17 protein-coding genes are annotated in these 26184 nt (G+C 71.9%); 15 read left to right on the top strand and 2 right to left on the bottom strand.

Annotated elements, in window-relative coordinates; all coding sequences use genetic code 11:
- Positions 1 to 15: 15 nt before the first annotated feature.
- Complete coding sequence (locus BCD48_RS16565; RefSeq protein ID WP_071049298.1) at positions 16 to 1362, bottom strand: aminotransferase-like domain-containing protein; 1347 nt, start codon at positions 1360 to 1362, stop codon at positions 16 to 18.
- A gap of 255 nt (positions 1363 to 1617) precedes the next feature.
- Between BCD48_RS16565 and BCD48_RS16560 the strand changes: the two genes are divergently transcribed.
- The 10 genes from BCD48_RS16560 (at position 1618) to BCD48_RS16515 (ending at position 15946) form a co-directional block, all read left to right on the top strand.
- The gene (locus BCD48_RS16560) at positions 1618 to 2457 is read left to right on the top strand and encodes a nitrilase-related carbon-nitrogen hydrolase (protein WP_071049297.1); all 840 of its coding nucleotides are present in this window, start codon (positions 1618 to 1620) and stop codon (positions 2455 to 2457) included.
- Between the two features lie 394 nt (positions 2458 to 2851).
- The gene (gene hydA, locus BCD48_RS16555) at positions 2852 to 4264 is read left to right on the top strand and encodes a dihydropyrimidinase (RefSeq protein WP_071049296.1); all 1413 of its coding nucleotides are present in this window, start codon (positions 2852 to 2854) and stop codon (positions 4262 to 4264) included.
- Positions 4265 to 4414: 150 nt separating this feature from the next.
- A complete protein-coding gene (locus BCD48_RS16550) occupies positions 4415 to 5905 on the top strand; it encodes a CoA-acylating methylmalonate-semialdehyde dehydrogenase (RefSeq protein ID WP_071049295.1) in 1491 nt (496 codons plus the stop codon).
- A gap of 342 nt (positions 5906 to 6247) precedes the next feature.
- Positions 6248 to 7336: a TIGR03842 family LLM class F420-dependent oxidoreductase gene (locus tag BCD48_RS16545; protein ID WP_071049294.1), complete on the top strand. Its 1089-nt coding sequence runs from the start codon at positions 6248 to 6250 to the stop codon at positions 7334 to 7336.
- Positions 7333 to 8358 carry an ABC transporter permease gene (locus tag BCD48_RS16540; RefSeq protein ID WP_071049293.1) on the top strand — a complete coding sequence of 342 codons (1026 nt, stop codon included), beginning with the start codon at positions 7333 to 7335 and terminating at the stop codon, positions 8356 to 8358. Before BCD48_RS16545 ends, BCD48_RS16540 begins: the two co-directional genes overlap by 4 nt.
- Complete coding sequence (locus tag BCD48_RS16535) at positions 8355 to 9368, top strand: ABC transporter ATP-binding protein (protein WP_083418742.1); 1014 nt, start codon at positions 8355 to 8357, stop codon at positions 9366 to 9368. The genes BCD48_RS16540 and BCD48_RS16535 overlap by 4 nt, the downstream gene beginning before the upstream one ends.
- Positions 9365 to 10324: an ABC transporter permease gene (locus BCD48_RS16530; RefSeq protein WP_241841776.1), complete on the top strand. Its 960-nt coding sequence runs from the start codon at positions 9365 to 9367 to the stop codon at positions 10322 to 10324. The genes BCD48_RS16535 and BCD48_RS16530 overlap by 4 nt, the downstream gene beginning before the upstream one ends.
- Before the next feature lie 295 nt (positions 10325 to 10619).
- Positions 10620 to 11774, top strand: coding sequence for an ABC transporter substrate-binding protein (locus BCD48_RS16525; protein WP_071049292.1), 1155 nt, complete (start codon positions 10620 to 10622; stop codon positions 11772 to 11774).
- A gap of 385 nt (positions 11775 to 12159) precedes the next feature.
- Positions 12160 to 13500: an aspartate aminotransferase family protein gene (locus BCD48_RS16520; RefSeq protein ID WP_071049291.1), complete on the top strand. Its 1341-nt coding sequence runs from the start codon at positions 12160 to 12162 to the stop codon at positions 13498 to 13500.
- A gap of 1009 nt (positions 13501 to 14509) precedes the next feature.
- Positions 14510 to 15946: an HNH endonuclease signature motif containing protein gene (locus BCD48_RS16515; RefSeq protein WP_116271542.1), complete on the top strand. Its 1437-nt coding sequence runs from the start codon at positions 14510 to 14512 to the stop codon at positions 15944 to 15946.
- A 582-nt stretch (positions 15947 to 16528) separates the two neighbouring features.
- Here BCD48_RS16515 and BCD48_RS16510 read toward each other — a convergent pair.
- Complete coding sequence (locus tag BCD48_RS16510) at positions 16529 to 18784, bottom strand: MMPL family transporter (protein ID WP_071049289.1); 2256 nt, start codon at positions 18782 to 18784, stop codon at positions 16529 to 16531.
- Between the two features lie 463 nt (positions 18785 to 19247).
- On the opposite strand from BCD48_RS16510, the gene BCD48_RS16505 reads away from it, so the two are divergent.
- The 5 genes from BCD48_RS16505 to hpnE all read left to right on the top strand — a co-directional run.
- On the top strand, positions 19248 to 20039 hold the full coding sequence (locus tag BCD48_RS16505; RefSeq protein ID WP_071049288.1) for a TetR/AcrR family transcriptional regulator: 792 nt from the start codon (positions 19248 to 19250) through the stop codon (positions 20037 to 20039).
- A gap of 1022 nt (positions 20040 to 21061) precedes the next feature.
- Positions 21062 to 21892, top strand: a complete 831-nt coding sequence (locus BCD48_RS16500) for an SDR family NAD(P)-dependent oxidoreductase (RefSeq protein ID WP_071049287.1) — start codon at positions 21062 to 21064, stop codon at positions 21890 to 21892.
- A gap of 228 nt (positions 21893 to 22120) precedes the next feature.
- Positions 22121 to 23428, top strand: coding sequence for a squalene synthase HpnC (hpnC, locus tag BCD48_RS16495; RefSeq protein ID WP_116271539.1), 1308 nt, complete (start codon positions 22121 to 22123; stop codon positions 23426 to 23428).
- Complete coding sequence (hpnD, locus tag BCD48_RS16490) at positions 23425 to 24366, top strand: presqualene diphosphate synthase HpnD (protein ID WP_071049286.1); 942 nt, start codon at positions 23425 to 23427, stop codon at positions 24364 to 24366. The genes hpnC and hpnD overlap by 4 nt, the downstream gene beginning before the upstream one ends.
- Positions 24363 to 26184 (top strand): hydroxysqualene dehydroxylase HpnE (gene hpnE / locus BCD48_RS16485; RefSeq protein WP_241841775.1); only part of this gene is annotated, 1822 nt, incomplete at its 3' end. The genes hpnD and hpnE, both read left to right, overlap by 4 nt.

The following is a 26184-nucleotide window of genomic DNA, read 5'->3' as shown; positions in this document are numbered from 1 at the left end:
TGGGCGGCCGCGGCGTCAGCCGTGGGCGGCCTCGGCCAGGAGAGCGGCCACGGCGTCGATGTCGTCGTCGGGGATGAGGCCGACGGTGACGCGCAGGTGGGCCGTGCCAAGGGGAGCGGCTTCGAAGGGGGTGCCGGGAGCGGCGCCGATGCCGCGGGCGGCCAGTGACACGAGCGCGACCTGCTCGTCGGCGACCTCCATCCACAGGTTGATGCCGTCGCCCGCCTGGGCGCGCACGCCACGGGCCGCCAGCGCGGCCGTCATCCGCTCGCGCCTGCCCGCGTAGACCTCGCGGGCTCGGGCGAGCGTCCGCTCGGTGTCGTCGTCGTCGAGGAGCTCGGCGAGCACGGCCTGCAGTAGGCGGCTCGACCAGCCGGGCCCGAGCATCCGGCGGCTGACCAGCCCGTTCACCACCGACTCGACCCCGCCGACGGCCGCCAGCCGCAGGTCGGGGCCGTGGCTCTTGGAGAAGCTGCGGATGTGCACGGTCGCCTCGGGCAGGTACGTCCCGAGGCTGAGCGGCGCCGCGGCGGCCACGTCGCCGACGTGGTCGTCCTCGATGACCGTCACCCCGCGCCCCGCGAGCAGTGCCGCCAGCGCCTTGGCGCGCCGGGGCGTCATGCTCACGCCGGCCGGGTTGTGCGCGCGCGGCTGCAGGTAGAGCGCCACCGGCTCGGCGCCGGCCGGGGTGACGGCGGACAGTGCCGCGCGCAGCGCGTCCGGCCGGATGCCCTCGTCGTCGAGCGGCAGCGCGACCACCTCGGCACCGACGGCCTCGAACAGGTCCAGCAGCGGGGGGAAACACGGGTTCTCGACCAGTACCCGGCTGCCGAAGCCGACCAGGACGCCGGTCACCCTGTCCAGAGCGTCGAGCGCCCCGTCGACGACGGTCAGCGCGGCGGGCGGGAACGGCCAGCGGACGCGCAGCGCCTTCTCCAGCGCGGGCAGCACCGGGTCGTCCAGGTAGCTGGCGGTCAGGTTGCCGCCGCGGGCCACCCTGGCGAGCACCGGCGCGAGATCGGGCAGCAGTGCGACGTCCGGGGTACCAGTGGAGTAGTCGTGCGGGAGCCGGCCGGGGCTGCGCGTGATCCGGCGGTAGCGGCGCGGGTCCGCGCTCGCGGGGGGACCGGCCAGCACGAACGTCCCGGCGCGGCCGCGTGGCGAGATCACGCCGGCGCGGGCCAGGGTGCGCCAGGCCTGGCTCACCGTGGTGGGGCTGATGCCGAGCTCGGTGGCGAGCTCGCGGACGGTGGGCAGCCGGGTGCCGGCGGGCAGAGCACCCGACATGACCAGGCGACTGACGGTGCCCGCGATGCCGCGTGCGGAGCGGTCGTCGATCGCCGAGGTGATCACGTCGATCATGCCGCCGCCCCCTGCTGGTAGTAGACCCCTGCTCGTAACAGAGCCTGTAACAAGAAGAAACAAACTGAGAATTGTCCGGGCAAGAGTGTGACAGTAGTCTGCGAGCACCACAAACGCCCGCCGGCCGGTGGACTGGCGCGGCGGCGGGTTCGGTGGTCCTGTCGGACGAGGGCCGCGCCGCCCGCCGCGGCGGCGCCGGGACGACCGTCCGCCCGACGGGCGGCGCGGCGCGGTGCGGGAGGGAGAGCGAAGGCGATGGGCAGGGTTATCCGCGCGGCGCTCGTCCAGGCGAAATGGACGGGCGACAAGGAATCCATGATCAAGGCGCACGAGGAGTACGCCCGGTCGGCGGCCGAGCAGGGCGCCAAGGTCATGTGCTTCCAGGAGCTGTTCTACGGCCCGTACTTCTGCCAGGTGCAGGACCCGGAGTACTACGCGTACGCGGAGTCGGTGCCCGGCCCGACCGTCGAGCGCTTCCAGGCACTGGCCGCCGAGCTCGGCATGGTGCTGGTGCTGCCGGTCTACGAGCAGGAGCAGCCCGGCGTCCTCTACAACACCGCCGCGGTCCTCGACGCCGACGGGAAGTACCTCGGCAAGTACCGCAAGACGCACATCCCGCACGTGAAGGGCTTCTGGGAGAAGTTCTACTTCCGGCCGGGGAACCTGGGCTACCCGGTGTTCGACACCGCGGTCGGCCGGGTCGGCGTCTACATCTGCTACGACCGGCACTTCCCGGAGGGCTGGCGGGCGCTCGGGCTGAACGGCGCCGAGCTGGTGTTCAACCCGTCGGCGACCTCGCGCGGCCTGTCGAACTACCTGTGGAAGCTGGAGCAGCCGGCCGCCGCCGTCGCCAACGAGTACTTCATCGGCGCGATCAATCGGGTCGGCGTCGAGGACCTCGGTGACGACGACTTCTACGGCACGTCCTACTTCGTCGACCCGGAGGGCAAGTTCGTCGACGGGACGGGCGACCCGAACGAGCCGGAGCTGATGGTCCGCGACCTCGACCTGGACCTGCTGACCGAGGTGCGCAACCGGTGGGCGTTCTACCGCGACCGCCGCCCGGACCAGTACGGCGACCTCACCGCGCCCTAGAGGGCGGTTCCCGTTCCCCGTCCCCGAGCGAAGCGATGTCACCAAGCCAGCCCGGACCCCGGCTTGGTGACGCTCCAGCGGTGGGCGACCGTGCTGGGCGCGGAGGCGCGCCTCCGCGGAGGCCCACCGACAGGGAGGCGCATGTGAGCCGAGCCAAGCCGGCCCGGACCCGGTTTAGCGCCGTTACAGCGGCAGGTGACCGTGCTGGGCGCGGAGGCGCGCCTCCGCGGAGGCCCGGCCCCGAGCGAAGCGACGGGGTTGGGCCGCAGCGGAGGTCGCCGGAGCGCCCGTGAGCGGAGGAGGACGGCGCGCGGAGGTCCCTTGCGAGCCGCCAGGCGAGCAAGGGGCCGGAGCGCGCCGCCCGGACGGAGCGAACCAGAAACAAGGAGCCTCGATGAAGACGCTGATCACCGGCGGGACCGTTGTCGGCCCGCTCGGCGCGGTACCCACGGACGTCCTGGTCGACGGGGAGACGATCGCCGCGCTGTACGCGCCCGGCGTCGCGTCCACCGGAGGAGTCGTCGCCGACAAGGTCGTCGACGCCACCGGGAAGTACGTCGTCCCGGGCGGAGTGGACGTCCACACCCACATGAAGCTGCCGTTCGGCGGCACGTTCGCCTCGGACGACTTCGAGTCGGGGACGAGGGCCGCCGCCTGGGGCGGCACGACCACGATCATCGACTTCGCCGTGCAGCGCACCGGGGAGGTCGTGCAGGACGGGCTCGCCGCCTGGCACGCGCTGGCGGACGGCAACTGCGCGATTGACTACGGCTTCCACATGATCATGGGTGGGGTCGACGACGAGGCGCTCAAGGCGATGGACTACCTCGTCGAGCACGAGGGGATCACCAGCTTCAAGCTGTTCATGGCCTATCCCGGTGTCTTCTACAGCGACGACGGCCAGATCCTGCGGGCCATGCAGAAGGCGTCCGACAACGGCGCGCTGATCATGATGCACGCCGAGAACGGCATCGCGATCGACGTGCTCGCCGCCCAGGCGGTCGCCCGTGGCGACACGGACCCGGTGTTCCACGGCATCACCCGGCCGTCCGCGCTGGAGGGCGAGGCCACCCACCGGGCGACCGTGCTCGCGCAGGTGGCCGGCAACACCCCGCTCTACTTCGTGCACATGTCGGCGTCCGAGGCGCTGGCGCACGTGTCGGCGGCCCGCGGCGCAGGGCGCAACGTGTTCGCGGAGACCTGCCCGCAGTACCTCTACCTGACCCTGGAGGACCAGCTCGGCGCTCCCGGCTTCGAGGGAGCCAAGTGGGTCGCCTCCCCGCCGCTGCGCCCGCGGGACGAGCCGCACCGCGACGACCTGTGGCGCGGGCTGCGGACCGACGACCTCGCGGTCGTCTCCACCGACCACTGCCCCTTCTGCTTCAAGGACCAGAAGGAGCTCGGCCGCGGCGACTTCACGAAGATCCCGAACGGGATCGGCACCGTGGAGCACCGGATGGACCTCGTCTACCAGGGCGTCGCCACCGGCAGGCTGTCGCTGGAGCGCTGGGTGGAGACCTGCTCGACGACGCCGGCCCGGATGTTCGGCCTCTACCCGAAGAAGGGCGTGATCGCCCCGGGGTCGGACGCGGACATCGTCATCTACGACCCGAACGCGACGACCACGATCAGCGCGGCCACCCACCACATGAACCTGGACCATTCGGCCTGGGAGGGTTTCGAGATCGCCGGCAAGGTCGACACGGTGTTCTCCCGGGGGACCGCGGTCGTCGCCGGCGGTGCCTTCCACGGCCGCGCCGGCCACGGCCAGTACCTGCGCCGCGGCCTGACCCAGTACCTGCGTTGACTCATCCCGTCGCCGGGTGGCGCGCGACATAACCACTGCACGCCGGCCCCGAAGCGGGTACGAAGAGTGCTGAGTAAGCGCTCAGTTCGTACGGTGGGATGACCGCCGACAGGACGGGCGCGGCGGACGGATGGACCGGAGAGGGACGCGATGCGGGAAATCGGGCACTGGATCGATGGCAAGGCGGTGGCGGGCACCTCGGGCCGGTTCGGGCCGGTGTGGAACCCGGCGACCGGCGAGCAGGCCGCGCAGGTGGCCCTGGCCAGCCTGGACGAGATCAACGCGGCGGTCGCGAGCGCCAGGGCGGCGTTCCCCGCCTGGCGGCGGACCGGTCTTGGCCGGCGCGCGGAGGTGATGTTCCGCTTCCGCGAGCTGCTGTACACGAACCGGACGGAGCTCGCGAAGCTCATCACCGCGGAGCACGGCAAGACCGTCGACGACGCCCTCGGCGAGCTCGCCCGCGGCCTGGAGAACGTCGAGTTCGCCTGCGGAGCGCCGAGCCTGCTGCGCGGCGGCTTCTCCGAGCAGGTGTCGACCGGCGTCGACGTCCACGAGATCCGCCAGCCGCTGGGTGTCGTCGCGGGCATCACGCCGTTCAACTTCCCGGCGATGGTCCCGCTGTGGATGCTGTCCAACGCCCTGGTCTGCGGCAACGCGTTCATCCTCAAGCCCAGCGAGCGCGACCCCTCGGCGTCGCTGCTGCTGGCCGACCTGCTGGCGCAGGCGGGCGTGCCCGAGGGCGTGTTCACCGTGCTGCAGGGCGACAAGCTCGCCGTCGACACGCTGCTCACCCACCCGGACGTCGAGGCCCTGAGCTTCGTCGGCTCGACGCCGATCGCGCGCTACGTCTACGAGACCGGCACCGCGGCCGGCAAGCGGGTGCAGGCGCTCGGCGGCGCGAAGAACCACATGATCGTGCTGCCGGACGCGGACATCGCCGCGGCGGCGGACGCGGCGGTCTCCGCGGGCTATGGCTCGGCCGGCGAGCGCTGCATGGCGGTCGCCGTCGTCGCCGCGGTCGGCGACGCGGCCGACCCGCTGGTCGAGGCGATCGCCGAGCGGGTTCGCAAGATCAAGGTCGGCCCGGGCGCCGACCCGGACAGCGAGATGGGCCCGGTCATCACCCGGGAGGCCCGCGACAAGATCGCCGGCTACCTGGACACGGCCAAGTCCGACGGCGCCACCCTGGTCGTCGACGGCCGCGAGGACCCGGTCTACTCCGGCCCGGGCTTCTTCCTGGCCCCGAGCCTGGTCGACAACGTGTCGCCGACCAGCAAGGTCTACACCGACGAGATCTTCGGCCCGGTGCTCGCGGTCGTCCGCTGCGAGACCTACACCGAGGCGGTGAAGCTCGTCGAGGACAACCCGTACGGCAACGGCGTGGCGATCTTCACCCGGGATGGCGGCGCCGCCCGCCGGTTCACGTTCGACGTCCAGGCCGGCATGGTCGGCGTCAACGTGCCGATCCCGGTGCCGGTCGCCTACTACAGCTTCGGTGGCTGGAAGGCGTCGCTGTTCGGCGACCTGCACATGTACGGCCCGGACGGGATCCGCTTCTACACGAAGACCAAGGTCGTCACGACCCGCTGGCCGGACCCGGCGACCAGCTCGGTGGACCTCGGCTTCCCGCGCACAAGATGACGCGAGAGTAGGTCGATCGCCCTGGCCGGGCCGTCGTGCACAGCCCGGCCAGGAGCCCGCCCCCAGGAGCGCCCACCCCGAACCTGGGGGCGCCCGCCCTGGCCGCCAGGCAGACGCCCAGCCAGGCCGGGCCCGACGAACCAGGCCGCACCACGAACGCCTGAAACGTAAGCAACAGCGCAAGAACGTGGCGCCTGCCCCTGGGCCGGCAGGCAGACCACGGACAGGGCCGGACGGTTAGGCCAGGCCGTCACCACGAACGCTGGAAACGCAAGCAACAGCGCAACGGCACGTACTACGGACAGCGCAACAGCATGTACCACGGGAGGGGAGTAAGGAATCATGGAAATCGGCGTTGTGCTGCAGACGAACCCGCCGGCCTCCCGGGTGGTGGAGCTGGCCCGCCAGGCGGAGACGCTCGGCTTCTCACATGTGTGGACGTTCGACTCCCACCTGCTCTGGGAGGAGCCGTTCGTCATCTACAGCCAGATCCTGGCCGCCACCCGCAAGGTGGTTGTCGGCCCGATGGTCACGAACCCGGCGACCAGGGACTGGACGGTCACAGCCTCGCTGTTCGCGACCCTGAACGAGATGTACGGCAACCGGACGATCTGCGGCATTGGCCGCGGTGACTCCGCCGTCCGCGTCCTGAACGGCAAGCCGACCACGCTCGCGACCCTGCGCGACTGCATCGGCGTCGTCCGCGAGCTCGCGAACGGCCGCGAGGCCGAGGTGAACGGCACCAGGCTGCGCTTCCCCTGGGGCACCGAGAGCCGGCTCGACATCTGGGTCGCCGGCTACGGACCGAAGGCGCTGGCGCTCGCGGGTGAGGTCGGCGACGGCTTCATCCTGCAGCTCGCCGACCCGGACATCACCGCCTGGACGATCGACGCCGTGCGCACCGCGGCGGCCGCCGCGGGCCGCGACCCGGCGTCGGTGAAGATCTGCGTCGCCGCCCCCGCCTACGTCGGCCCGGGCGACGACGCGTCGATGGCCCACCAGCGCGACCAGTGCCGCTGGTTCGGCGGCATGGTCGGCAACCACGTCGCGGACCTGGTCGCTCGCTACGGGGCCGGGTCTCCCGACGGCGGTTCCGCGGTCCCCGCGGCGCTGACCGACTACATCAAGGGCCGCACCGACTACGACTACAACGAGCATGGCCGGGCGGGGAACACCCACACCACGTTCGTCCCGGACGAGATCGTCGACCGGTTCTGCCTGCTCGGCCCGGCCGAGGCGCACGTGCGCCGGCTGACCGAGCTCGCGGCGCTCGGCGTCGACCAGTTCGCGATCTACCTGCAACACGACGCCAAGATGACGACGCTGGAGGCCTACGGCGAGCAGGTGATCCCGGCGATCGCCCAGACGGTCCGCGCCAAGGAATCGGCCGAGAGCGCGCCGGCCGTGGGCGCGCCGGGCGAGGCGCCGTGACCGTGACCACCGTCGACCAGCCGGCGTCCGAACGGCCCGCCCCGGCCGGCGGCGGCGACGCGGGTGCCGCCCCCGCGCCGGGGCCCGCGGCCGCCGGCGGCCGGGGGGAGCGGCTGCGGCGCGTGGGGCTGGCCGTCGCCGCCGTGGTGCTCGTCTGCGCGGTGTGGGAGCTCTACAAGCTGGTCGGCTCGCCGCACGGCGGCCGCCTGTTCGGGGTGCCGGTGCTGCCCCGCAACGACGACACGTCGATGCCGCACATCTGGTCGGTGCTCGCGCAGCTCGGGCACAAGGAGGTCAACACCGCCGACAGCCAGACGGTCGGCGTCGCCGTGCTCAAGGGGATCTGGTTCACCCTGCGCGTGGCGCTCGTGGGCCTCGTCGTCGGCGTCGTCGTCGGGGTGCTGCTAGCTGTCCTGATGGCGCGCCTCAAGCTCGTCGAGCGCGGGCTGTTGCCGTACATCATCGCCAGCCAGACGGTGCCGCTGATCGCCCTGGCGCCGCTTGTCGCCGGCTGGGCCGGCAAGTTGAAGGTCGGCACGCTCGAGTGGGCGGACTGGATGACGGTCTCGCTGATCGCGGCCTATCTCGCGTTCTTCCCGGTCGCGATCGGCATGCTGCGCGGCCTGCAGTCGCCGGGCGCGAACGCCGTCGAGCTGATGCGCAGCTACGCCGCCTCCTGGTGGCAGACGCTGCTGCGGCTGCGGCTGCCCGCCTCCGTCCCGTTCCTGCTGCCAGCGCTGCGGCTGGCCGCCGCCTCGGCCGTGATCGGCGCGATCGTCGCGGAGATCTCCACCGGCACCAGCGGCGGCGTCGGCCGCCTGATCATCGCCTACTCGCAGTCCGCCACCAGCGACGCGACGAAGCTCTACGACGCGGTGCTCGGCGCCGCCGTCACCGGCCTGCTCGTCGCCGGGCTGATCTCGCTCACCGAGCTCGCGCTGGGCACGCGCAGGGCTCATCCCGCGCGGCCAGGCGCGGGCCGGGGCATCTCGACCTCGAAGACCCAGAAGGTGCGCACATGACCTCGACGCCGCCTCAGTCCCCGGCCGCCGGCGCCGCGTCGGACGCGCCCGCGGCGCCGTCCCCCCACGACGAGCCGACGGCCGCCGTGCCGGACCCCGTCGCGCCGGACCCCGTCGTGCCCGGCACCGCTGTCCCCACTGCCGCCGCCGTCCCCGCCGCCGTGCCGGCCGCTGCCGGGCCGACGCAGGCCGTCGAGGTCATCGGCGTCGACAAGGTGTTTTCCACCTCCGGCGGCGGGGCGACCGTCGCGCTCACCGGCATCGACCTGACCGTCGCGCCGGGCGAGTTCGTCTCGCTGATCGGCCCGTCCGGCTGCGGCAAGTCGACGCTGCTGCGCCTCGTCGGCGACCTCGTCGAACCGACCGGTGGCGAGGTGCGCGTCTTCGGCGAGCCGGCGCGGGCGGCCCGCCAGTCCCAGCGTTACGGCATCGCGTTCCAGCAGGCCGGGCTGCTCGAATGGCGCACCGTCGCCGGCAACGTCGAGCTGCCGCTGCAGGTCCACGGCGTCAAGAAGAAGGAACGCCGCGAGCGGGCCCGCGAGCTGCTCGAGCTCGTCGGCCTCGCCGACTTCGCCGGCCACTGGCCGGCGCAGCTCTCCGGCGGCATGCAGCAGCGGGTCGCGATCGCCCGGGCGCTCGCCGAGCGCCCGCCGCTGCTGCTGCTCGACGAGCCGTTCGGCGCTCTCGACGAGATGACCCGGGAGCGGATGCAGGCGGAGCTCGCCCGGATCCGGCTGGAGACGTCGACGACCGTCATCCTGGTCACCCACTCGATCCCCGAGGCGGTGTTCCTCTCCGACCGGGTCGCCGTCATGTCGCCCCGGCCGGGCCGGATCACCCAGGTCATCGACATCGACGTGCCGGGCAGGGGCCCCGCGCCGGGGGAGAGCGGGGGCGCGCCGGCGGTCGAGGACGCCGTCGCGGAGGCCGAGGACGTCCGCGAACAGGCGGCGTTCTTCCAGGCCGTCACCGCCGTGCGCGAGGCGCTGCGCGCCGGAGGCGGCTCATGACGGGCCCAGGCCCGCGGTTGGCCGCGGATGCCAGAAGCGTCGCGGATGCGAGCGACGCCGCGGATGCCAGCGGCGCTGGAGGTGCCAGGCGTGCTGGCGGTGTCAGCGGTGCTGGAGGTGCCAGCGGTGCTGGAGGTGTCAGCGGTGCTGGAGGTGTCAGGGGTGCCCGCGCGCGAGCGCGGCTGGCCGTCGTCCTCCCGCCGGTCGTCTTCGGGATCGTCGTCGTCGCGCTGTGGGAGGCCTACGTCCAGGCCTACGACATCAAGCCGTACCTGCTGCCCGCGCCGTCGGAGATCTGGACGCAGTTCCGGCACAGCTTCCGCGTCATCGTCGACACGTCCAAGGCGACCGGTTCGAATGCCCTGGTCGGGCTCGTCGTCGGCCTGGTGACCGGGCTGCTCGCCGCGCTCGTCGCCGCCAGCTCGAAGATCGTCGACGGGCTGCTCGCGCCGATCGCGGCGGCGATGAACGCGATCCCGATCATCGCGCTCGCCCCGCTGTTCAACTCGATGTTCTCGACGACGTCGTCGGTGCCGCGGCGACTTGTCGTCGCGATCGTGGTGTTCTTCCCGGTCTACGTGAACACGGTGCGCGGGCTGCGGCAGGTGCCCGACGTGCAGCGGGAGCTGATGCGCTCGCTCGCCGTCGGGCGGTGGCGGTTCGCCTGCACGGTGCAGCTGCCGGGCGCGATCCCGTACCTGTTCACCGGATTCCGGGTGGCGTCGTCGCTGGCGGTGATCGCGGCCGTCGTCGCCGAGTACTTCGGCGGGCGGCAGAACGGGCTCGGCTCGCGGATCACCTCGGCCGCGGCGAACACGGCGTACCCGAGGGCATGGGCGTTCGTCCTCGCCGCGTGCGTGCTCGGGATCGCCGTCTACCTCATCGCCGGCCTGCTCGAATGGCTCGCCACCCCGTGGCGGCGCGGGTCGGGGTCGGGGTCGACAGCCAGGACGTAGACCAGCCAGAGCGTAGACCAGCCAGTACATAGGTCAATCAATACGTGGGCCGGCCAGTAGGTAGGTCAACCAATACGTAGGCGGCAGGTGAGCGGCGAACCGGGCCGCCAGGCGGGCGGCGTGGCCCGTGGACATCCGGTTCGTCGGCGGGCGGCGTGGCCCGGTGGATCCGAGGCGAGACGCGGGCGGTGCGGCCCGCTGACGAATACGACGGACTCCGGAGTCCGGACGACCAGACGAGAGGGGCCTGGGCGTCGTTCCCGGTTCCGCGACGGCCCGAGCAGGTGGAGGGGACATGAAACGACGGTTGGCCGGAGGGCTGGCGGCGGCACTTGCCGTGACGCTGGCGCTCGCGGCGTGTAGCTCCAGCGACGACGAGACGACGACGCCCGGCGGCGGCGCGAGCTCGGCCGCTGGGCTCACGCCGGTGAAGCTGCAGCTGCAGTGGTTCACCCAGGCGCAGTTCGCCGGCTACATCGCGGCGAAGGAGAAGGGCTACTACAAGGACGTGGGCCTTGACGTCTCGATCCTTGAGGGCGGCACCGACATCGTCCCGCAGACGGTGCTCGCGCAGGGCAAGGCCGACTTCGCGATCGCCTGGGTGCCGAAGGCGCTGGCGTCGCGTGAGCAGGGCGCGGCGATCACCGACATCGCGCAGATCTTCCAGCGGTCCGGCACGCTGCAGGTCAGCTTCAAGGACAAGAACATCACCACCCCGGCCGACCTGAAGGGCAAGAAGGTCGGCGACTGGGGCTTCGGTAACGAGTACGAGCTGTTCGCCGCGATGACCAAGGCCGGGGTCGACCCGTCCAAGGACATCACGCTGGTTCAGCAGCAGTTCGACATGAAGGGCCTGCTGTCCGGCGACATCGACGCTGCCCAGGCGATGAGCTACAACGAGTACGCCCAGGTGCTCGAGGCGACGAACCCGGCGACCGGCAAGCTCTACCAGCCGAGCGACTTCAACACCATGAACTGGAATGACGTCGGCACCGCGATGCTGCAGGACGCCATCTGGGCGAACACCGACAAGCTGCAGGGCGACAAGGCCTACCAGGACACGGCGACGAAGTTCGTCACCGCGTCGATCAAGGGCTGGATCTACTGCCGCGACAACCCGACGGACTGCCGCGACCTGGTCGTCGCCGCCGGCTCGAAGCTCGGCAAGAGCCACCAGTTCTGGCAGGTGAATGAGATCAACAAGCTGATCTGGCCATCACCGGACGGTATCGGCCTGATCGACAAGACGAAGTGGGACCAGACCGTCACCATCGCCAAGGGCACCAAGAACGCCGACGGCGACACCGTCCTGAAGGGCGACCCCGAAGGCCTCGCCTACACGAACGACTACGTCACCAAGGCGCTGGCGGATCTGAAGGGCCAGGGCGTCGACGTCACCGGCAGCGGCTTCAAGCCGGAGACCGTCACCCTGGAGGCGGGCGGCGTCTGAGATCGGGTGACTGACCCGACACCCACCTGACCCGACACACATAGACAGGCCCGACCCCGCCGGTCGCCGGCCGGCCGGGGCCGTTTCGATTCCTTTCCGGGACATCAGTACGTCCTGTTCGGGACATCGGCATGGCCAGAGCTGGGGCCGGCGGGTCAGGCCGATACCGATCAACCGGCTCGCCCCGCGGCGCGCACCCCCCGCGCCGCGGGCGAGCCGGCCCGGCGTCTGCTCGCGTCCAGGCACGGCCTCGGGGTTTCCTGAGGGGTAGAGCCGGGTGGGGACGGCGGCGCGGCAGCGAGGCGTTGAGGCGACGAGGCGACGAGGCACTGAGGCAGCGCGGTAGCGAGTGGCAAGCCCTGGCGGCGAGGAGGCAGCGGGTTCCATGGGGACGAACAGCAAGACGTACGAGGACGACCGCAAGCACGTCTTTCATTCGTGGTCGGCGCAGGCGGCCCTAACCCCACTGGTGGTCAACCGGGCCGAGGGCAGCTGCTTCTGGGACGAGTCCGGCAAGCGCTATCTGGACTTCTCCTCCCAGCTGGTCAACGCCAACATCGGCCACCAGCACTCCAAGGTCATCGCGGCCATCGTCGAGCAGGCCCAGAAGCTGACCACCATCGCCCCGTTCCACGCGAACGAGGCCCGTTCCGAGGCGGCCCGGCTAATCGCCTCGCACGCCCCCGGCGACCTCGACAAGGTCTTCTTCACCAACGGCGGCGCCGAGGCGACCGAGAACGCCGTCCGCATGGCCCGCCTCGTCACCGGCCGGCACAAGATCCTCACGGCCTACCGCTCCTACCACGGCGCCACCGGCGGCTCGATCGTCCTGACCGGCGAGCCGCGCCGCTGGGCCAGCGAGCCCGGCATCCCCGGCGTCGTCCACTTCTTCGGCCCCTACCCGTACCGGTCGCCGTTCTACGCCGCGAGCGCCGGGCAGGAAGGCGAACGCGCCCTCGCGCACCTCGCCGATGTGATCGCGATGGAAGGCCCGTCGACGGTCGCCGCGGTGCTGCTGGAAACGGTCGTCGGCACGAACGGCATCCTCGTCCCGCCGGACGGCTACCTCGCCGGCGTGCGTGAGCTGTGCGACCGGCACGGCATCCTGCTGGTCGTCGACGAGGTCATGTCCGGCTTCGGCCGCTGCGGCGAATGGTTCGCCGTCGATCGCTGGGGCGTCGTCCCCGACCTGATCTGCTTCGCCAAGGGCGTCAACTCGGGCTACATCCCGCTGGGCGGTGTGATCATGGGCCCACGGGTCGCCGACGCGTTCGCGACCCGGTCCTACCCCGGCGGCCTCACCTACTCCGGCCACCCGCTGGCCTGCGCCGCCGCCGTCGGCTCGATCCGGGCCTTCGAGGAGGAAGGCATCGTCGAACACGCCCGGACGCTCGGAACGGACATCATCGGCCCGGAGCTCGAGAAGCTCGCCGCGAACCACCCAAGCATCGGCGAGGTCCGCGGCCTAGGCGTCTTCTGGGCCATCGAGCTGGTCCGTGACCGGGAGACTCGCGAGCCGCTGGTCCCGTTCAACGCCGCCGGCCCCGACGCTGCCCCCATGGGCGCTATTGCGGCGGCCTGCAAGGAACGCGGCCTCTGGCCCTTTACGCATTTCAACCGGGTCCACGTCGTCCCGCCGTGCACGATCACGGCCGAGGAGCTCCGAGAAGGCCTGGCCATCCTCGACGAGGCCCTCACCGTCGCCGACACCTACGTCACCGCCTGACCCACGGCAGCCGCGGCCCCGCCGGCCCCGCCGGCCGGCGGGCGCTGGGGGCGCCGGGGGCGCGCTGTCGCGCCAGGTCGATCTCCAGCCTCTCGGCGAACTCCGCGTGCCCTGACTTGCGGACGGCTGAGATCGCCGCTTCGCGTCCCGATCAGGCCCTTGCGGAGGCGTGGGGCGGGGTAGGGCATGTCGACGAGACAGGCATGTCGACGAGACGGGACGGGTTGGGCGTGCTTCCCGTCGGTCGACAGAGTCGCCGGGAGTACTGATCGGTTATTGGTCGCCACGTCATTTAGGGGTCGATCTTTTTCTGAACGAATTTTCTCGAGGAATTCTCGCTGTTGTCGTTCGTATTTTTCTGGTGCCGGGGTGCGGCTCCGGGCCCTGTTTGACGAATTCGTCAAACCCGTTTATTGTCGAACTTGTGTTCGATATGAATGGTGACCCGGATCGGGATGGCCCTGTCCCGTCATCCCGGCCCACGCTGCCCGGCGCGGCCGGTGCGCCGCGGCCTCGTTCCGTTGCCCGGCCGCCGGCTGCACCGGCGCCATCGTCGGCCGCATTGAGACGGCCGGAGGCCCACACCACGGCCCGGATGACAAACATGGCCGCCACCGTGCGTCAGACCCATCGCGGCGCTGATCGCGTGACCACCGCCTGTCGAGCGGGGCCGGCCAGCGTCCGTCCGACCGCCGTCCGTCCGACCACCGACGATCCGGTCGCGCTCGGTGATTCGGCTGTGCTCGACGATCGGGCTGTGCCCGACGGGCCGGCCCTGCCCGGTGGCCCAGCCGTGCTCGGTGGTTCGGACGCATTCGTTGGCGCGGCTGTGCTCGACGGACCAGTCCTGCCCGGTGGCCCAGCGGTGTCCCGCGGTTCGGCCGTGTCCGGTGGCCCGGCCGTGTCCCGTGGCCCAGCGGTGTCCGGTGGCCCGGCCGTGTCCCGTGGCCCAGCGGTGTCCGGTGGCCCGGCCGTGTCCCGTGGTTCGACCGTGCGGGGTGGTCCGGCCGTGCCTGGTGGTCCGGGCGGCGCCGCGGGCCATGCCGACTCCGCCGGCCGAGGGGCGGACGCCGGGGGCGACCAGGTGACCCACGAGGTCGTTTCGGGGCTGGTGGCGCGGTTGGCCGTGGTGGACGCGGTGTATGACGAGACGTTGGCGAAGCTGGAGACCTGCTCGAAGGAAGAGGCCCTGGAGCTGGTCGTGCTGCTGATGGGGCGGCACGCGGCGCGGCTCGCGGGGCTGACGGTGCGGGCGCAGGTCCGGCTGGCGGAGCTGCATCCGCCGGGGCCGGCCGAGAACGACGTCGATGAGCCGGGCGACCCCTACTCGGAGTTCCTGGCGGACCGGGTCGCCCCGGAGTTGGCCCAGTCACCCCGCACCGTCTCCAACCGGCTCGCGCAGGCGTGGGATCTGGCCGGGAAACTGCCCGGCGCCGTGGACGCGCTGGTGGCGGGGGAGCTGGACTGGCGGCGGCTGCTCGCGCTGTTCGACGTTACCGAGCACCTGACCGAGGGGCAGCGTGCCGTCGCCGAGGCGCAGATGCTCGCCGGGAAGAAGCTGGGCTCGCCGACGCTGTGGCGGCGCAAGGCGCGCCGGCTCGCGCTGCGGCTCGACCCGGCGGGGGCGGCCCGGCGGCGCCGGGAGGCGCACGCGGAGCGGGACGTCACGGTCGAGCCGTTGGAGGACGGGATGGCGCGGCTATCGGCGACGCTCGTGGCCGAGGATGTCCGCGCGATCTGCGACCGGATCGACCGGCTCGCGAGGAAGGCGCGTACCGACGGCGATGGTCGGCCCATTGCGGCCGTCCGTGCCGACGTGCTCGCGGCGCTTCTGCTGGGCAACCGGCGTGAGTACGTGACGACCGAGATCCAGGTGATCGCCCCGATCGGCACGCTGGCGGGGCTGGACGACAATCCTGCCGAGCTGGTCGGCTACGGGCCGATCCCGGCCGGCGTCGGGCGGGCGCTGGCCGCCGATGCCCGCTGGCGTCGCGTGCTGACCGACCCGACCACCGGCACCGTCCTCGACCTTGGGCGCCGCCGGGTCCCGGCCCCGGATCTGGCCCGGCTCATCCGATATCGCGACCAGCGCTGCACGTTTCCCGGCTGCGCGGTCCCCGCGGTGAATGCCGACCTGGACCACACCGTCCCCTGGGCCCGCGGCGGCGCCACCGCCTTCGACAATCTCGGCGCCGCCTGCCGCCACCACCACCGGCTCAAAACCGAAGGTGGATGGAGACTCGGCCAGCCCCGTCCCGGAGTGTTCGTCTGGACCAGTGTCGATGGCCGCGCCTATCGCAACGACACCAACACCAACGATGGTGAGGGCCTCCTCCCGGACCAGGACCGCGACACCCGGTCCACCGTCCCGGCCGGAGCCGAACCCGGCTCCAAGTCGATGATCCCGAGGCGCCGGACTCCTGCCCATGGCCCTTGCCCCTTCTGACGCCCCTTCCAGACGATCAGGGGAATCCACCGGCGGCCGGACACCTCCCGGCCGAGCGGGTGGCCGGCGCCGAGGAGGGCTGGTGAGCTGGCCGTGACCGCGCCGCGGACCCGAGGAGCGGGCTCGCGGGCGTTACCTCCCAACGTTCTCGCGGGCGTTACCTCCCAACGTTAGGGCCCGGGATGCCTGACGGCGGGATACCTGACTGGTCAGCTCTGCCGAGATTCGGCGAGGAGGGCGGGAAGGTCAATGCTCTCGTCGACAGTGAGGTAGGCGTGGTCGTCGGGAAGCGGGAAGTGTCGGGAAGCGGGAAGTGTTGAGGCCCCAGCGCCGTCCGAACTGGGTGGTTGGCGCGCTGGCCGGCAGCTTGAACGGCTGGCCCAGCTCGGCCTTGGTGACGACGAGCTGCCGGGAGCCGCGTATGGGGACTCCGGTAGATGTCCCGGTAGATGAAAACGTCACCGCCCGCCCCAGCGATACCTGGGGCGGGCGATAACAGCGGCCGTTACTGGATAACAGTGGCCGTTGCTAGATAACAGCGGCCGTTACTGGATAACAGCGGCCGTTGCTGGTGGCGGCGGGTCAGCGCCGGCCGGCGGGCTTGTCGAAGGAGGCTCTCGGGCCCGTCGACTGGCCGGGGATCGCGGAACCGTTGGACCGGGCCGCGGCCGCTTCGGGCACGATCTCCCCCAGCTCGTCGGCGGTCGGCTCGACGGACAGGCGGGGGAGCCGCCGGTCGAGAGCGCGGGGGAGCCACCAGTTGGCCTTGCCGAAGATGTGCATCAGGGCGGGAACCAGCACGGTGCGGATCACGAACGCGTCGATCAGGACCGCCATCGCCAGGCCCAGGCCGAAGAGCTTCAGGACACGCTCGTCGCCGAGGACGAAGGATGCGAACACCAGGGTCATGATCGCGCCGGCGGCGGAGATGACCCGGCCGGTCTCGGCCTGGCCGAGGGAGACGGCGAGCCGGTTGTCGCGCCGCGCGCTCCACTCCTCGTGCATCCGGCTGACCAGGAACACCTCGTAGTCCATGGACAGGCCGAACAACACGGCAAACAGGATCACCGGGATGAACGCCTCGACCGGGCCGCCGGTGATCCCGATCAGGCTGCCGAACCAGCCCCACTGGAAGATCGAGACGATCACGCCGAACGCGGCGCCGACCGCGAACAGGTTCATCACCGACGCGGTCAGCGGGATCAGCAGGCTTCGGAACACCGCCACCAGCAGCAGGAACGCGAGAATCACGACGATGCCTATGAACAGCGGCAGCTTGCTCTGCAGGACGCTGGAGAAGTCGTCGCCGGTCGCCGTCGAGCCACCGATGTAGACCTGGGTGCCTGAACCGGCGACGACCGCGGGTACGACATCGTCGCGCAGCCGGTCAAGAAGCTTCGACGTCTCGGCGGCTTGCGGGCTGGTCGTGGGGAACAGGGTGACCGTCGCCGCGGTCCCTGTCGGGCTGTACTCCGGCTCGCTGACGGACGCGACGCCAGGAGTGTCAGCCAGGGTGTCGACGAGCCGCGAGACCGTCGCCTTGTCGGCCTCACTGCCGGTGCGTGCCGCGATCAGGAACGGGCCGTTGAAACCAGGACCGAAGCCCTCGGCAAGCAGGTCGTAGCCGCGCTTGGAGGTCTTTGTGTCCGCACCGTTGCCCTGGTCGGACGAGCCAAGGCGCAGCGAGAAGAACGGCAGTGCGATCACGACGATCAGCGCGGCGGCGAGGACGGCGAGCCTCCTTGGCCTCGCCTCCACGATCTTCGACCACCGCCACCAGAAGCCGCTCGGCCGCTCCGGCTCCGGGCCGTGCTGGGCGATCCGGCGCCGTTCGCGGCGGCTGAGCACCTTCTGCCCGTAGAAGCCGAGCAGCGCGGGCAGCAACGTGACCGAGGTCGCCATGGTGAGGGCCACGCCGAGGGCGGCGGCGACCGCCACGCCGTAAAGGAAGGTGACGCCGAGAGCAAACATGCCGAGCAGGGCGATGCACACCGTGACTCCGGCGAACAGCACCGCGCGGCCCGAGGTGTTGACCGCGTTCACCGCGGCCTCCTCCGGGCTCTTGCCCGCCCGCAGCGCGATCCGGTGCCGGTTGACGATGAACAACGCGTAGTCGATGCCGACCCCGAGCCCGATCAGTGTGGTCAGCGTCAGGCTGACCTCCGAGAAGGTCCAGACGTGCGACAAGAGCGGGATAGTGCTGGTCGCGATGCCGAGAGCGACCAGGGCGGTGATCAGCGGCAGCGTTATCGACAGCAGCGAGCCGAACGCGAAGAACAGGATGATCGCCGCGGCGATGATGCCGATCAGCTCGCTGTAGCTCTGCCCGGGCTGCTCGGCGGCCGAGACGATGTTGCCGGTCGCCTCCACCTGCAGCGAGCCCTTGTCGGCGGCGCGCGCCGTGTCGACGATCTTCTTGATGTCCGTGGCGGTCAGATCCGAGGCCTGGCCATCGACCGTGAGGGTCGCGAATGCCGTCCGGCCGTCGGCGCTGATCTGCGACGCGCCCTTGGCGTCGTAGGGGCTGGCGACGCTGGCGACATGCGGCAGTTTCGCCAGCGAGTCGAGCATCGACGCGGCGGGCGTGCGCAGCGCGGCATCGGTGAGCGAGCCCGTCCGCGCGTGCAGCACGATCGACGCGCTCTCGCCGGAAGCCGCGGGAAAATCGCTTGCCAGCAGGTCATACGCTGCCTGGGAGTCGGTGCCCGGCAGGGAGAAGGCGTCCTTGTAGTCGTCGCCGATGGCGCGCGCGGCACCGCCGAGGCCGACGAAGGCCACGAGCCAGGCGATCAGGACGATCCAGCGGTGCTGGAAGCACCAGCGGGCGAGCGCTGTCACGGTTCTCCTCGGGTCGACAGGTATCGCTGGGTCGACAGATATCGCTGTGGATGTCGCTGGGTGATCGCCCGTGTGCGTACTGGGCGAGCTCGCCGGTCGTTGGGCCCGCTCGGCTAGGCCTTACCGATCGGTCGGTTACCGAACAGCTTACCGGTCGTTCGGTAGGTCAGCGGGAGGCTAACATCACGGTTTCGAGCAACCGGGGAGGCGCCGGGGCGCGTGTGCCCGCGCGTCTGGGGCAACTCCCATACGGGAGGGTGGACCTGTGTCTGGTGAAGGCCTCCGGGCGCGTGAGGCTTCGCCGTCCGGGGTTCCTGCTGGATCCGGGGTTCCTGCCCGATCGGCGGAGCCGATCGGGGAGGTCAGGGAGCCGATCCAGCAGGTCCGGCGCGCCCACCGGCCCGCGCTGACTGGCCGCGCCGCACCAGCAGTCCCCGCCGACCGGCTCCCCGAGGCCACTGGCGTGCGGGGGACCGACACCCGAGGCAGGATTCTCGACGCCGCCGTCTCCTTGTTCGGTGAGCATGGCTACGCCGGTACCTCCGTGCGGGACATCGCCGAACGCCTTGGGCTCACCAAAGCCGCGCTGTACTACCACTTCCCGTCAAAAGAGACGATTCTCGATGCCCTGCTCGATCCCTTCGTGACCGAACTCACCCGAATCGTGGAATTGGTCAGGGGAGCTCCTCCGCCGGAGCCCAAGGTGATCATCGAGCTGATGGCCGGCCTGCTCGCCGGTCCGGGCAGTATCCTTTGCGCGTTCGTCAACGACCCGTCGGTGCTTCACCGCAAGATCGGTGAAGAGGACGTCTTCTCCTTTTCGGAGGAGGTTGTCCGCGCCCTGGCCGGGTCGGACCCGACGCCCACCGCGTTGCTGCGCGCGCGCTGCGCGCTCGGCGCGGTGCAGAGTGGCATCCTGGGTGCCGCCTTCAGCCGGCCGCGTGCCCCTGGCGGCGGGACGGCCAGCGAGGGAGTGACCTGCGGCACCGGGGCGCTCATGGCCGCGCCCGACACCGAGACCGACACCGAGACCGACGCCGACGCCGAGACCAAGGCTGAGTCCAAGATCAAGGCCGAAAGCGTGCTCGGGGCGCAGGTGAGCTGGCCACCGCATCCGATCATCGCGGAAGACGTACGGTCCGTGATCGTGGACGCCGCGATGGCGGCGCTGGGCGGCGGGCGCCCGGCGGGCCCGCCCGGCCCGGCCGCGCCCGGCGCGAGCCAGGGCGGCCTCGCCGGCGTCGGCACGCGGTAGGTGCCGCAGGCTCCGACTGGCGCGACTGGCGCGACTGGCGCGACTGGCGCGACTGGCGCGACTGGCGCGGCGGGCGCGTCCGGGCCGCGCGTGCCGGCGGCGGTTTTCGCTGGCCTGTTAGGCATCGCCGTGCCTGGCGGATCTTGTGCGAGATCACCAGGTCCCGTCGCCAGACGTCACGGCCGTTCGACACTGACCGCGCACGGGCACCCCTTTAGATCATGTTTGTCCGAGACGGTAGGGTTGTGTCTGTGTGGGAGATGGTTCCGTGTCTGGGCGGTGACATAGCGTCGTGCCCGCTCTACGACGCGAGGGGTCTCTGTGCGCTGACAGTGAAGGTGCCCGCGAGCACCTTCGCGATCGTGTGCGCAGGTGGCTCGGTGACCATCGGTCGAGCGTGACGGCCCGGCCGGACGGCAGGCAATGTCGCTACCGGTGGGCAACGCGTGTCACAACGGCGTCACAGCCGTGTTCCGCCAGATGTCCCCATCATGTCTACCGCATGTCGCCGGTGTGTCATTCCAACCTGATTCACAGACGTAAATCGAATGAATAGTTGGCCGGGCGCCGGCAAGATGCGCTCTGGGTAATCGTTCCGTACCCTTCGGTGGACGAGTATCGGTCGCGCCGACGGGGCTGGGTGCGTGATGTCATCCATCTGACCATGGACGGGATCGCCGGGGGGCGGTGAAATGATGGGGCTGCCCTTGGCGGGCCCAGCGTCAACGCGGACGCACAACCTTGCCGCTGTAGCACTGGGCACGTTCAGTTCAGTTGATGGCTGTCGGGGCCTTGCCGGGCAGTTGGGATGTGGAGGATATGGGGACGCCTCCGCATGTTCATCTAGCCTGCCACTCGACGGGCCCGGGCCGGCACACTGGGCTGGTTCATCGTGTTCGCTGTCGTCTGGCAGGTTCCCGGTGGTCTGGTACATGATGTCTGCCCCTCCGGGGGCGACCGCCCCCGCCATGGCCGGCGTCGTGCCGGCCATGACAGCCGACGCGACCGGAGGTGTCTGAGGCGTGAGCACCCGCTCCCGTCCCGCTGTCCAGGACCGGGCTTCCCGGCCGGTGATCAGCAGGGCCCGGGCGGCCACGTCCGCTCCCTGGCCACCGCGCACCGCGCTTGTCACGGGTGCGTCCAGCGGAATCGGCCGAGCCGCCGCGCTCCAGCTCGCCCACGAGGACACCCGGGTGCTGCTGGTCGGGCGTAACGGCGTCGCCCTCGACGAGGTGGCGGCGGCGACCGGTGGCCACCGGTTCGCCACCGACCTCGCCGTCGTCGGCTCGGAGAACGCTGTCGCGTCCCGCGCCGTCGAGATCCTCGGCGATGTCGACCTGCTGGTCTGCTCGGCGGGTGTGGGCGCGGCCGGGCCGTTCGAGGCCATGTCGTCGACCGCCCTGCGCAACCTGGTCGCCGTCAACGTGCTGTCGCCGATGATGCTGGTCCGCGCGGTCCTGCCCGCGATGCTCGAGCGTGGCGAGGGCCGGATCCTGCTGGTCGGCAGCGTCGCGGGCGCGCTCGGTGTGCGCGGGGAGGTGGGGTACTCGGCGAGCAAGGCGGCGCTGATCGGGTTCGCGGACGCGCTGCGCGCCGAAGTCGCCGGCCGAGGCATCACGGTGACGCTGTGTTTACCAGGTGCGGTGGACACGCCGTTCTTCCGCCGTCGAGGCGCTCCCTACGTCCGTCGCTGGCCCAAGCCACTGCCCCCTGGCCTGGTCGCTGAACGGATGCTGGCGGCGGCCGGGCGCGGTGACGCCGAGGTCTGGGTGCCCGGGTGGATGTCCCTGGCGGCGCGCGTGCACGGGGCCGCGCCACCGATCTACCGGCGGCTGGCCAACGTGTTCGGATAGCGAGCACCCGCCGACAGCGGGCACCCGCGGGCGGCGAGGACCCGCCGACAGCGAGGACCGAAGCCCGAGCAGAGCAGCCGGCAGCCGCCGTGAGCCCCGAGACTCCAGGAGAACGCCGCTCCAGATGCGACCGAACAGCCTGATCGTGTCTCCAGCGGCCAGCCTGGTCCCGAGCCCGACCAGCTTCGCCAGCGCCGTGCGCGCAGATCGCCCCCGAAGGAGAGGCGCATGACCACCACCGACATCCGGTCACAGGGCGGTAGTGGCTCCCCCAACGACCCGCTGGCGCGGACCGCCGAGGAGACCGGCGACGCCACGCGTCCGCAGGCCTCGGAGCAGGCCCAGCGCGGCCGGCCGCGGCGAGCCGAGCCGGCGGGGGTCACCGACCTCGCGACGACGACCGACGAGGTGCTGCGCGCCGCCTACGGGGAGAACTTCCCGGTCTCGCCCATGGTGCTGCCCGCCGGCATCCGCGACCACTTCAAGGCGCTCTACGGGTTCGCCCGGCTCGTCGATGACATCGGCGACGAGGCACCCGGCGACCGGCTCGCCCTGCTCGACCGGCTCGCCGCCGACCTGGAGCTGATCTGGACCAGCGAGCCGCACCTGCCCGTCCACCAGCGGCTCGCCGGCACCGTTCGGGCCTGCGACCTGCCCGCTGAGCCGTTCCTGCGGCTGGTCGAGGCCAACCGGATGGACCAGTGGGTGACCCGGTACGACACGTTCGACGACCTGCTGCGCTACTGCACGCTCTCGGCCGACCCGATCGGGCGGATGGTGCTGGGCGTGCTCGGCCAGGCCACACCGGACCGGCTGATCCTCTCCGACCGGGTGTGCACCGCGCTGCAGCTCGCCGAGCACCTGCAGGACGTCGCCGAGGACTACGCCGCCGGCCGGATCTACCTGCCGCTGGAGGATATGGACACCTTCGGCGTCACCGAGCGCGACCTCGCGGCCTCGACCGCCTCGCCGGCGCTGCGCAACCTGATGGCCTTCCAGGTCGCCAGGGCGACCACCATCCTCGACCAGGGGGCGCCGCTGGCGAGCCTGCTGCGCGGCCGGATGCGGCTGGCGATCGCGGGCTTCGTCGGCGGCGGGCGCGCGGCGCTGCACGCCGTCCGGCAGTCCGGCTACGACGTGCTCGGCGGCGCGCCGAAGGCGAACAAGCAGCGGGTGGTTGCCGCCACACTGTGGGTGACTACCCGGTCCTACGCCCCCTCCGCGCGTGCCGCCGCGGCCGGCGCGAACAGCCTGTCGCCGCTGTGTGAGCCCCCGGCCCCGTCGTCCATTCCAACTGCGAGCCCGGCCGCGGTGAGCGCTGTCACCTCGGTGAGCGCCGCCACCTCGGTGGGGGCACCGAGCGTGGCGCCCGCCACGTCGGCGGGCACGAGCAGCGGCCCCGGCGCTGGGGATACCCCAGTGGGGGACGTCGCCGCGAACGTGACCGGAACAGGGGCCGTGACCGCGACAGAAGCCGTGCCAGAGGCAGGAGCCGCGACCGAGACACGGCCGACGGACGAGGGGGGCGCTCGATGACCGCCGCCGCGCCTCGGCCGACCGTCGCTGAGGCCTACGCCGCCTGCGAGGAGATCACCAAGCAGGCGGCGCGGAACTTCTCCTGGGGCATCCGGCTGCTGCCGGCCGATCGGCGGGCCGCGCTGTCCGCCGTCTACGCCTTCTCCCGCCGGCTCGACGACATCGGCGACGGCGACCTGCCGGACGAGCAGAAGATCGAGGGCCTGGCCAAGGCGCGCGCCGACATCCGTGGCCTGGACCCGGACAGCTCCGACCCGGTGATCGTGGCGCTCGCCGACGCGGCCCGGCGCTTCCCGATCCCGCTCGAGGCGTTCATCGAGCTGGCGGACGGCGTCGAGAGCGACATCGTGCCCGGCACGTACGAGACGTTCGACGACATGGTCGGGTACTGCCGCCTGGTCGCGGGCACGATCGGCCGGCTCTCGCTCGGGATCTTCGGGACGAAGGAGGCCGCGGGCCGCGGGGACGCGCCGGCGATCGCCGACGCCCTCGGCGTCGCCCTGCAGCAGACCAACATCCTGCGCGACGTGCGCGAGGACCTGCTGAACGGGCGGGTCTACCTGCCGCAGGCCGAGCTCGCCGCCGCCGGGGTGAAGCTCGCCGTCGACGCGAACGGCCGGCTGGGCGGGCCCGAGGACGCCCTGGTCGGCTACCTGCGCACCAGCGCGGCGCGGGCCGACGAGTGGTACGACCGGGGCCTGGCCCTGCTGGGGCTGCTCGACCGGCGCAGCGCCGCGTGCTGCGGCGCGATGGCCGGCATCTACCTGCGTCTCAACCGGCGTATCCGGACCGACCCGACGGCCGTGCTGACGCAGCGGCTGTCGCTGCCGGGCCGGGAGAAGGCGCTGGTCGCGGTGCGTAACCTGGCCGGCCGTCCCGAGGGTGTCCGGCGCGACGCGCCCGGTGGTGCCGGTGGTGCCGAGGGTGTGGCTCGATGACGGGCGAGGGGGGCAGTGCCCGGCCGCGGGTCGCGGTCGTCGGCGGTGGGCTCGCGGGGCTCGCGGCCGCGCTGATGGCCGCCGATGGCGGGGCCGAGGTGGTGCTGCTGGAGACCAGGCCGCGTCTTGGCGGCGCCACGGCGTCGTTCGACCGCAAGGGCCTGTGGGTGGACACCGGCCAGCACGTGTTCATGCGCTGCTGCACCGCCTACCGCGGTTTCCTGGGGCGCCTCGGCGTGGAGCACCTGACCACGCTGCAGCCCCGGCTCGACGTCGAGGTGCTGCTGGGTGACCGCCCGGGTGAGCGTGCCCGGCTGCGCCGCACGAAGGCGCGGCTGCCGGCGCCGCTGCACCTGGCGCCCGCCCTGCTCGGCTACAAGGCGCTGCCGGTGGGCCAGCGGGTCTCCGCGGCGCTGGCCGCGCTCCAGATCGGCCGGCTCGACCAGCGCTCGCCGAAGGTCGACGGTGCCTCGTTCGGCGGCTGGCTCGCCACGCACCGCCAGGGCGCCGTCGCCACCGAGGCGCTGTGGGAGCTGCTCACCGTCGCCACGCTCAACGCCCCGGCCGCCGAGGCGTCGCTGGCGCTGGCCGCCAAGGTCGTCCGCTCCGGACTGCTCGAGCGGGCCGATGCCGCCGACATCGGCTGGGCCGACGTGCCGCTGCAGCAGCTGCATGGCGAGGCCGCGGCCAAGGCTCTCGCCGACCTCGGCGCGGACGTGCGGACCAGCGTGAAGGTCCGCCAGATCACGAGAACCGACACCGGCTACGAGCTCTCGATCACCTCTGGCGGGACGGAGCGCGGGGACTCGGACGTGCTGACGGCCGACGCCGTCGTGCTCGCCGTGCCGCCGCCGGCCGCGGCGGCGCTGCTGCCCCCGGGCGCCCACCCCGACCCGGCGAGCCTGGAGGGCCTCGGCGCCTCCCCGATCGTCAACATCCACATGATCTTCGATCGCCAGGTGATGGACCGCCCGTTCCTCGCGGCCACCGGTTCGCCCGTCCAGTGGATCTTCGACCGGACAGGCCCCTCGGGCCTCGCCGCCGCCGGCGTCGCGCCGCCCGGATCGCAGTATCTGGCCCTCTCCCAGTCGGCCGCCGCGCCCTGGGTGGACCGGCCCGCGGCGGAGCTCGGCGCCGAGTTCGTCGCCGAGACGCGCCGCATCCTCCCGGCCGCGCGTGACGCGGAGCTGGTCGAGGTCTTCGTCACCAGGGAGCGCACCGCGACCTTCCAGCAGGCGCCCGGATCGCTTGCGCTGCGCGCGGCGGCGAAGACCGGTCTGCCCGGGTTCGCCCTGGCCGGCGCGTGGACCGACACCGGCTGGCCGGCCACCATGGAGGGAGCTGTGCGTAGCGGGCTTGCTGCTGCCCGTGAGACGCTGGCCGGCGTGGGGGTGCACGTAGGGGAGCTGGAGACGGCTTCGGGTGACGTGGCGTGGCCGCGGCTGAATGTCGCGAGGGCCAGAACGGGAGTCCCGGCGCAGGCTCAGCGGCCCGTCGCGGCCCGTGACCAGCCCGCTCCCGGAGTCTCAGGCCACCCAGAACCCAACCCGTCGGCCACCCCAACACCCGACCGGCAGACCAGCGACGGTCGCGCCAGCGACCCAGCACTGACCGTCCCGAGCGATGGTCGCGTCAGCGACCCAGCATCAGCCGTCCCGGGCGACGGTCGCGCCAGCGACCCAGCGCTGACCGTCGCGGAGCCGACGGTCCCGGCCAACGCCTCGGCCCGTGACCAGCCCGGCCCCGGAATCTCAGGCCAACCAGGAACCAGCCCGTCGGGCGCCCCAGCGCCCGACCGGCAGGGCGGCGACGGTCGCG

The sequence above is a fragment of the Pseudofrankia coriaricola genome (assembly GCF_001854805.1).
In the GTDB taxonomy this organism is placed as follows: Bacteria; Actinomycetota; Actinomycetes; order Frankiales; family Frankiaceae; genus Pseudofrankia.
The sequence above is the reverse complement of the archived record's forward strand: the minus strand, read 5'-3'. Positions and strand labels throughout refer to the sequence as shown.